Raw genomic sequence first — 9,081 nt, 5'->3', positions numbered from 1 at the left:
CGACAGCATATGTCGCCTTATATCCACCCCCTAAAGTGGGTGGTTTTACGGCGACTGATGATAAAATAATTAAATATAGATACCTTTAAAGAAACTGTACCTTACTTGCAATACAGATAATACAAGCTTGAATGTGTTACTATTTCGCATAATTTATAACCTAATAACACTCCGTAAATAATTTTACAACTTATTGAGCTAATCTTTACCCATGTATGAACAGCTAGCGACAGCCAGTACTGTTGCTGTCTTTGTATTGCTTTACATTGTATAGCTCTAAATTCCTAGGTATTAATTACGATTATGTAAGTGACAATCTAGCTGTTCAACCTTACGGATAGTGAATAAGATCAATTTTAAAGAGATAATGACCTATGCTTACTTATCATCCCGATCCGAATTTAAACCAAAGAAATGTTTTGGGCACTTCTTTATCCAGCTGCTGTTTTGACCCTATCACTGGCTACTACCGCAATGGTTTTTGTCATACAGGGCAGCAAGACGTTGGACAACATACCGTCTGTGCAAAAATGACCAGTGAATTTTTGAATTTTTCTGCAAAGACTGGCAATGATTTAATTACACCTGTACCTGAGTATGGGTTCCCTGGATTAAAGCCTGGTGACTATTGGTGTATCTGCGCCCTACGTTGGCTAGATGCTTTAGATCATGAAATGGCGCCCAAGATTAAGCTTGAGGCTTGTCATGAAAGCTTACTAGATTTGGTTGATATAGAGACTTTAAAAAAATACGCTTTATAATTAGGTCTCTTAATAGTCAATCGTTTAAGCCATATTCATCAAAATTTTTTTCTCAAATAAAGTATAAGATCTGAGAGTCAATCATGTCCGATATAAGAATAAAACAGGAGCAACTGGCGCTATCATTTATGTCGCCAACTATGCCGGTATATGATCCCGATGCAGAAAGGGTTGAGGAATTTGAACGTTCAGGTATTAATGAGATTGTTAACTGTTGTGTCTATTCTCGAAAGACTGGCGTGTTTATAGAAAAGATTGATTTAGATGAAGTAAGTAGAACATTGGCCAATAAAGGACAATTTATTTGGCTTGGTTTATACGATCCTAGTATCGAAACTATTGAAGCGGTTCAAAAAGCCTTTGATATTCATGAATTGGCCTTAGAAGATGCTTTTAACGAAAACCAACGTGCAAAAATTGAGACCTACGGCAACGACTCGTTATTCGTTGTGGTCCGTACCGCCTATTTAGACCATAATAATATCTACTATGGTACCACTTCGATGCTTATGGGCAGTAATTACATAATTACCATTCGTACTGGCGCCTCAAATTCCTACGCACCAGTGCGAGCTTACTGCCATAGACGTCCAGAAAAAATGTCGATGGGTCCAGTGTTTGTGTTACATGCGGTCTTAGATTATGTGGTCGATAGCTATCTACCAATTACAGATAGCTTAGGTGAATATCTACGAGAGCAAGAGCGTAATATTTTCTCATATAAATTCAGTAAAGAGATTCTGCAAAGCTTATATATCTTAAAGTCACAACTAGTACATATGCGAGCAGTTATGCTACCCGTACAAGACATCTGTAATTTCTTTATCAATCATAAGAAAAATGAATTGGTTTCTGTATATCCTAGTATTGCAAAACCATACTTTAGAGACGTCAATGACCATTTGTTACGTGCGATAGATGCGGTGAACGGTCTTAATGAAATGCTTAGTGTGGCAATGGATACCTATATGGCGATGGTTAATATGGGACAAAACGAGGTAGTCCGTAAACTGGCAGCATGGGCGGGTATCTTGGCAGTACCTACAGCAGTGGCGGGAATATATGGCATGAATTTTGATTTCATGCCTGAATTACATTATCACTATGGTTATTTTATTGTTCTTGCTTTCATTTTAACAACGTGTATGGTCTTATATCATCAATTTCGTAAATCCGGCTGGCTTTAAGTACTTCATAATTTCTGAAAACAAAGTATTGCTAATAGTTTAATTGTCCCAAATTTCATCTTACTCATGCTACTGTCAATAGTAAGCTCATTGTTTATTCACTGAGTTTAGTTGGGGATTTATTTTGGTTATGTTTATGGATATTGTCTTCTGGGCGCCCATATTGACTTGCTGTCCAAGTTAATAGAAATACTGCAATACTGAGAATAAATATAGATATGGTAATGGTAAGTAGTAGCCACAAGTGAAAAGTATCTGAAACAGCCTGCACATCAACTACCAAATGTCGTGACAGCGCTGTAATAGCAATGTAAATTAAAAATTGAACCGGCAAACGATGCGTTTTAAAGTAAATCCCAATCATGGCCAATAGCTCAAGATAAATAAATAACATTAGGATATCTTTTAAATCAACCTTGCCCCCTTGGATAATACTAAAGAATTCAGCTCCTGCAGCGCCTATAACCACACATCCTATTAACAATAATGCCAAATAATGACTGACATCAATCATAAGGATACCTATTGATTGTACTTTTCGTTGCCAGTTATTAATTGGGTTTGGGGCACTCATTAGTAAATCCTCCTTTAGTTTTACATAGTTATTTAAAGAACATCAGGAACATACGCCAACTGTTGGAATAATCCCAACAATTGGCCTGTTTCAATCGAAAAGTAAAGTTTGATATTTTATGCTAAGGAAATTTAACTTCTTAAACTGTCTTGTTAAATCTGTATTACATTTTGGCCGCTTTTTCTGCAGCTTCTACGGTTTGACGAATCAGAGTATTAATGGTCATTGGACCCACACCACCTGGTACTGGCGTATATGCAGCTGCAATTGATTCAATACCTAATAATTCTATATCACCTACACCACCATTATCAGTTGGGTGAAAACCGGCATCCACCACTATAGCATCTGGCTTAATCCAGTCTTTCTTAATCAACTCTGGCACCCCTACTGCCCCTACGATGATATCTGCACGGCCTACATGCTCAGCTAGATTTTTTGTCTTAGAATGACAAATAGTCACAGTACAATTGGCATTCAATAGCATCTGTGCCATTGGCTTACCCAAAATTGCACTACGACCTACCACTACTGCATGTAAACCTGCAAATTCAATGCCATTTTGCTCAAGCAAGTACATGATGCCTTGAGGCGTACATGATCCATAGGCAGGCTCACCCATACTCATACGACCAAATCCAAGTGAAGTTACGCCGTCTACATCTTTGGCTAAATCAATGGCATCAAAGCAAGCACGCTCATCAATTTGCTCAGGCACTGGATGCTGTAATAAGATACCGTGAACATCTGGATTGTTATTTAATTCTTCAATCTTCGCCAACAGTTCTATTGTGGTTGTGCTGGCTGGCATTTCTACACGGATAGACTCCATACCGACACGCTTACAAGCGTTACCTTTCATACGTACATAAGTGGCTGAAGCCGGATCATCGCCTACTAAGATGGTTGCCAAAATAGGAGTGCGGCCTGTTTTTTTTACTAAGGTAGCAACTCGTTGAGTTAAATCTTGCTCGATCTGTTTTGCTAGTGCCTTACCATCAAGTCGGGTGGCAGTAACTTCTGTCATATAAGACTCCATAATTCAAAGTTATTTATACAATGTATAATAGAACGATAAAAATTGCTTAAAGGGTAATTATCTATTTAGCAACTCAAAACCTAATAATACTTTAGGGCTCTAGTGCTAACATTGTAACCCATGCAATATAGATAATCCGAGTCCGTTTGCTATAAATTAAATAATATTATCAACTGCCAAGATTAAACCGAGTACTATTCACTATGTTACTACAACGGTTTTGCAACGAATATTTTAGTAATAACAGTGTTATTTAATAGTATTCAAGGTATATATCGAAAATAGTTAAGAGACAACTTGTATTTTAATTTTATTTTGGTATTATAGGTCTCCTCAAATGGCTGGGTGGCAGAGTGGTTATGCAGCGGATTGCAAATCCGTGAACGCCGGTTCGATTCCGACCTCAGCCTCCAATTTGATTTAAAAAAGTGTTGACGAATATTAATTTTGTGATAATATACGCCCACTAAATAAGTTACTGAGTATTTCAGCAACTTAAGTTTTAAAGTTTTGCCCGGGTGGTGAAATTGGTAGACACAAGGGATTTAAAATCCCTCGCTCTCACGAGCGTGCCGGTTCAAGTCCGGCTCCGGGTACCATATAGCACGACAAATAAGGCTTCCAAGCAATTGAAAGCCTTTTTTTTGTATAATTTTTTTCAATTATCAATGCTGATCGTTCTTGATCCTTTCTTATTTTCCATGCATATACAATTTTATTTACTTCATGCTTTTATATATAATTAGCTAGCACAGCTAATTTATAGCATATGTATACTTGTAATTAATCGACAATTTAAATCGCAATTGGCTGAATGTGATAAGCCCAAGACGCCAAATATAAATCGGTCATCTTGGGCTCAATATCTAATAGTATCAACTATTAGGATGAATATTACTTATGTGAACGTTACTTAAATGATTTTAAGCAAGGTGAAAAGCTTATTATTCACCTTTAAGCAAATCAATCATGCCTTGATATTTATCTTTCTTAGCAGTAATTTTGTTACGCTCTTCATCAGCATTGTCCACAGGTTCGTCTGCTTCTTCTAATTTTGCATCAAAAGCTTTTAGCTCTGATTCAGCAGCATTGAGAAGCTTAGTTAGCATAATACCTAATGCTTTTTCTGACACATCATGAGTAACATTAGTGGCTTCAGATGCAAACTCTTCTTTAAGCTTAGTTGCCAATTGATAGATTTTAGCAATAGATACACTGTGCTTATCGTCTTTTTCAGAATCATTTTTATTAGAGTTAGACTCTTCATCACTATTTTCTTCAGAATCAGAGTTTTCATCTTCAGAATTTTCTTTAGATTTCGACTTGTTCAATTTATCAGCAATTAAATCGTCTTTTAATTTAGTAGCCCACTGATAAATATTGGCAATAGCAGCGGTATATTTGGCTTTGCTAGAGGCTTGGTCAGAGTCATCATCTTTAGAATCATCATCTTTAGAGTCATTATCTTCAACATCAGAATCCTTAGCATCAGATTGCTCATCTTTAGAGTCTTCTTCTTTAGAGTCTTCTTTTTTAGAATCGTCTTCTTTAGAATCATCTTTTTTAGATTCTTCTTCTTTAGAATCTTGTTGTTCAGAACCTTCTTCTTCAGAGCCTTTTTCTTTAGAGCCTTCTTTTTTAGAATCGTCTTCTTTAGCGTCCACTTGTTTAGAATCATCTTCCTGAGATTGAGTATCTTGTTGTTTGGTATCTGAATCGACTTTGTTATAATCTGAATCTTTATCCGAATCAGACTCAATTTCTTTAGTATCAGAATCTTTTTCTTTAGTATCAGAGTTATCTGTTTGCACTTTTGACGCATCATCAGCACTATCTGATGAAGATTGTTGATTTTTAGCTTCTAAATTTGAATCTTCTTTATCAGAATTTGTTGACTCAGGTTCTAAATCATCTGAATTTGATTTTAAGTGCTTTTCTTTGTTGAACTCTTCAAAGTCACCCTCTTCATAAAGCACCTTATCGCCTTTAACTACTTCAACGGCTACAACTTTATCATTTGAGGGAGCTTCAGTATTGTTTCCTAAAGAATCTATAGCTTTATCAATATTATTTTCTTTACTGCCATTAGATGAGTTTGACATATTATTTTTCCTCGTTTGTTTTTTAATTTTGACCCCTAATAATAGACTAATGAAAACAGGAATTAAGTACTTTAATGTAAATAATTATTTTAAAACGTTAATACTTTTATGGGTAAAATTATTATTAAACAATTGATAAATTTAATGCCAAAGCCCCTCAGGATAGATTAGCTTACTATTAATAGTAGGATATCCCTCAAATTGAAGTGTGATACCAGAGGCTGTTGGTGTTATGTGACAAATAGCACCTATTGGAAAGCTCTGTTTACGCGCCACATGACCAAACGGCAATCCGGTATAAATAGGTAATCTAGTCAGCTCAGATAGTTGTTTAATCACAGAATCAAAATTATAGCGGTCATCGTAGCTGTCTTTTGCAACACCACTAAACGCTCCTAGTACAATAGCTTGCTGATTTTTAAAAGCACCAGATAAATACAAGCTATACAACATACGTTCAATTTGATAAGGCTGCTCACCTACTTCTTCCAAAAATACGATACCGCCTTTAGGTGCAGGCATATAGACACTGCCAGCTAGCGCTGATACCATACTTAAATTTCCACCCCACAATATTCCGTTAAGCGCTGTTGATGACTCTAGGTTGTTATTTTGCTGAGGTAAATCTATTATTAGGTGCGGATTAGTAATGGCTTTCACAAAGCCTTGGCAACTAACAATATCTGGTTGCGGCTTACCAAATTCGGTATACAGCATCGGTGCCGCCAAGCTACTCATATAACCTTGTGCTAATAATGCACATTGAATTGCTGTGATATCGCTAAACCCAGCCAAAATAGTCCCCTGTTCTTTCATAACTCTACCTAAGCTTTGCCAATCAATAGACTCTAAAAGCCGAATGGCACCATAGCCGCCTCTTGCTGCCAGTAGTAATTTCGGGGCTACAATAGCGCCTGTTGCAATATTTTGTAAGTCGCTTACTCGCTGCTGATCCGTTCCTCCAAAACGTAGGTATTGGCGTCGGGTAATCTCAGGATTTTGGATATCGAAGCCAGCACAGCTTAGGCGTTGAAGACCTAACTCATTACGAGTGTCATCATCCCCCGTATTTGAGCTTGAAAATATCCGAGTCGGTATGGTCGGTACTTTGCTCTTACTCAAGTTTTCAGCCGAGCTTGACGCTTCAGAGATAATCGCGGTTAAGGGCTCAGCCGCTAACACGCTATTGGAATAAGACAGCATTCCAAGCGCACCCATACCTAAAGTGGTCAATTCCAAAAAACGTCTACGGTTTAATAGAATTGTTTGAGCCGTATTTGAATCAAGTTGTTCATTTAAGCTATCTAGGGTCTCATGTTCATTCATATTACACTCTTAAATAATTGCTCATTGCTAATAGTTATATGGTTTTATTGTTATTAGATATACAGCTGATAACTTTATGATATAGCACATTGAATATGACTATTTGCTTATAAACCTTAATTATAGCCACTAAACTTATTAATTAATTCACTATTAAGTAAGTAGAGAATAGACGAAGTTAATAATAAGGTTATAACCTGTATCAATTTTAGAACCCAAAATATACTTGGCTCTGCGCTATAATAGTCATAGCGATATGAATAGAGATAGGAATAAAAATTTTAAAAATAATAATTGAACTAGATATCTTATTCTATTTTCACTCTATCCCCATCAACAATGTTAGCCTATTTGATTAACAAACCTTTTTTTATACCATTATTCGTATTAGCTATTTGGACTTAATAGTTGTTTTGACTTGATAGTTGTTTTGACGCAATAATTATTAGGACCTAAGGGTTATTATGGCTTAACGGTATTATGGCTCAATATTTATTAGGATTTATTATGAGTTATACCTTTAATCGTACTTATCCGTACACTCGCTTACGTCGCCTTCGTGTTAATGACAATGTTCGCGCTATGATTCGCGAAGTTGAACTGCATCCTAAGCACCTTATTGCCCCTGTATTTGTTTTAGAGGGGCAGAACCAACGTGAAGCTGTGGCCAGTATGCCTGGGGTGGATCGTTTGTCTATTGATTTGCTTATTGAGTATGCTAAAGAGTTACTTGCCCAAGGGGTAACTACGCTAGATATTTTCCCAGTTATTGACAGCAGTTTGAAGACTGAAGACGGCCGAGAAGCCTTTAACCCTGAAGGATTAACTTGCCGTGCGGTTCGTGCTCTAAAAAAAGAAGTGCCAGAAATGGTGGTTATGACTGATGTGGCCTTAGACCCTTATACCACTCATGGTCAAGACGGCTTGATTGATGAGAGTGGCTATGTGGTAAACGATGACACTATCGAAGTCTTGGTTGCGCAGGCTTTGGCTCATGCTCGCGCCGGAGCAGACATCATCTCACCAAGTGACATGATGGATGGTCGTATACTTGCCATACGTGAAGCTTTTGAAGAAGAAGGGTTATTCAATACCAGTATCATGGCCTACTCTGCCAAATATGCTTCTGCCTATTACAGCCCTTTTCGAGATGCGGTAGGCAGCGCTGGTAATTTAAAAGGTGGTCATAAAAAACAATATCAGATGGACTTTGGTAATCGCGCTGAAGCATTACATGAAGTAGCTATGGATATTAATGAGGGCGCTGACATGGTGATGATTAAACCAGGCCAGCCATATTTGGATTTAATTCGCGAGGTAAAAAACACTTTTGGAGTGCCTACTTTTGCTTACCAAGTGTCTGGTGAATATGCTATGCATATGGCTGCCATTCAAAATGGCTGGTTAACCGAGGCAGTTATTTTAGAGTCCTTAATTGGTTTTCGCCGTGCGGGTGCCGATGGTATCTTGACCTATTTTGCGCTTGAGGCAGCTAAACAGTTAAATGCTTTAAGATAGTCTTTTATAGCACCTATCTTATTTATGCATTTGAAAGATGCATGATAGATAACCATAAACAATCCCTGAATCTATATACAGATACAGGGATTCTGTTTGTTATAATCTTTTTGGTTAAACCCCTAGGACAAAGACCTTACAGCTATTGCATAAAATTAGAAACGTTGTACGTATGAAATGCCATATACCCAAGGATCAATCTTAACAGTACCAATATTATTACCGTTTAGTTTTACGTCTGGCTCAAGATCAATATAGCGGGCATCAACACGTACAGCCTCAGTAGGATTAATTTTAAAATCAACACCTACATGGCCTGCTACGCCCCAACTGTCTTCAATTTTTAAGTCAGTATTAGGAAGATCGATACTTTCTTTAAAGAAATTAGTATAGTTCGCGCCGACACCAATAAATGGCTTAATATTGCTGTTGAAGTTATCGAAGTGATACTGAACAGATAGCGTTGGTGGTAAATGCTGAGTTTTGGCATTAACCACAGCACCGGTCGCCGTTTTTAATTCGATATCATGATGAAAAGGTAGTGCAGCTAACAGCTCTACGCCCACATTGTCTG

The 9,081-nt window shown here is 37.2% G+C and carries 8 protein-coding genes and 2 tRNA genes; 5 read left to right on the top strand and 5 right to left on the bottom strand.

The window, feature by feature from the left end; genetic code table 11:
• The first annotated feature begins 374 nt into the window (after window positions 1-374).
• Both QZ265_RS07925 and corA read left to right on the top strand, forming a co-directional pair.
• Entirely contained in the window at window positions 375-761 is a 387-nt protein-coding gene (locus tag QZ265_RS07925) for a DUF2237 domain-containing protein (protein ID WP_296405071.1), read from the top strand.
• Between the two features lie 83 nt (window positions 762-844).
• On the top strand, window positions 845-1,948 hold the full coding sequence (corA, locus tag QZ265_RS07920; RefSeq protein WP_296405070.1) for a magnesium/cobalt transporter CorA: 1,104 nt from the start codon (window positions 845-847) through the stop codon (window positions 1,946-1,948).
• Window positions 1,949-2,042: 94 nt separating this feature from the next.
• On the opposite strand, the gene QZ265_RS07915 is transcribed toward corA, so the two are convergent.
• Together QZ265_RS07915 and folD are read right to left on the bottom strand one after the other, a co-directional pair.
• A complete protein-coding gene (locus tag QZ265_RS07915; protein WP_296405068.1) occupies window positions 2,043-2,522 on the bottom strand; it encodes a phosphate-starvation-inducible PsiE family protein in 480 nt (159 codons plus the stop codon).
• Window positions 2,523-2,685: 163 nt separating this feature from the next.
• On the bottom strand, window positions 2,686-3,549 hold the full coding sequence (gene folD / locus QZ265_RS07910) for a bifunctional methylenetetrahydrofolate dehydrogenase/methenyltetrahydrofolate cyclohydrolase FolD (protein WP_296405067.1): 864 nt from the start codon (window positions 3,547-3,549) through the stop codon (window positions 2,686-2,688).
• Window positions 3,550-3,900: 351 nt separating this feature from the next.
• On the opposite strand from folD, the gene QZ265_RS07905 reads away from it, so the two are divergent.
• Together QZ265_RS07905 and QZ265_RS07900 are read left to right on the top strand one after the other, a co-directional pair.
• Window positions 3,901-3,974, top strand: a tRNA-Cys gene (locus tag QZ265_RS07905).
• Between the two features lie 99 nt (window positions 3,975-4,073).
• Window positions 4,074-4,160 (top strand) — tRNA-Leu (locus QZ265_RS07900).
• Between the two features lie 345 nt (window positions 4,161-4,505).
• Here QZ265_RS07900 and QZ265_RS07895 read toward each other — a convergent pair.
• On the bottom strand, window positions 4,506-5,663 hold the full coding sequence (locus tag QZ265_RS07895; protein ID WP_296405064.1) for a hypothetical protein: 1,158 nt from the start codon (window positions 5,661-5,663) through the stop codon (window positions 4,506-4,508).
• Window positions 5,664-5,804: 141 nt separating this feature from the next.
• On the bottom strand, window positions 5,805-6,989 hold the full coding sequence (locus tag QZ265_RS07890; protein WP_296405062.1) for an LD-carboxypeptidase: 1,185 nt from the start codon (window positions 6,987-6,989) through the stop codon (window positions 5,805-5,807).
• A gap of 507 nt (window positions 6,990-7,496) precedes the next feature.
• Here QZ265_RS07890 and hemB point away from each other — a divergent pair.
• Window positions 7,497-8,507 (top strand): porphobilinogen synthase, encoded by a 1,011-nt coding sequence (gene hemB, locus QZ265_RS07885; protein ID WP_296405060.1) that lies wholly within the window; start codon window positions 7,497-7,499, stop codon window positions 8,505-8,507.
• A 155-nt stretch (window positions 8,508-8,662) separates the two neighbouring features.
• Here the strand turns inward: hemB and QZ265_RS07880 are convergent.
• Window positions 8,663-9,081 (bottom strand): OmpW family outer membrane protein (locus tag QZ265_RS07880; protein WP_296405058.1); only part of this gene is annotated, 419 nt, incomplete at its 5' end.

The sequence above is a fragment of the Psychrobacter sp. genome (assembly GCF_018260395.1).
Classification (GTDB): domain Bacteria; phylum Pseudomonadota; class Gammaproteobacteria; order Pseudomonadales; family Moraxellaceae; genus Psychrobacter.
This window is presented reverse-complemented; position numbering and strand designations above follow the sequence as displayed.

Coding starts and splice junctions, on each gene's coding strand:
- QZ265_RS07925 (WP_296405071.1), top strand. CDS start 375: ATGCTTACTTATCATCCCGATCCGAATTTAAACCAAAGAAATGTTTTG.
- corA (WP_296405070.1), top strand. CDS start 845: ATGTCCGATATAAGAATAAAACAGGAGCAACTGGCGCTATCATTTATG.
- QZ265_RS07915 (WP_296405068.1), bottom strand. CDS start 2,522: ATGAGTGCCCCAAACCCAATTAATAACTGGCAACGAAAAGTACAATCA.
- folD (WP_296405067.1), bottom strand. CDS start 3,549: ATGACAGAAGTTACTGCCACCCGACTTGATGGTAAGGCACTAGCAAAA.
- QZ265_RS07895 (WP_296405064.1), bottom strand. CDS start 5,663: ATGTCAAACTCATCTAATGGCAGTAAAGAAAATAATATTGATAAAGCT.
- QZ265_RS07890 (WP_296405062.1), bottom strand. CDS start 6,989: ATGAATGAACATGAGACCCTAGATAGCTTAAATGAACAACTTGATTCA.
- hemB (WP_296405060.1), top strand. CDS start 7,497: ATGAGTTATACCTTTAATCGTACTTATCCGTACACTCGCTTACGTCGC.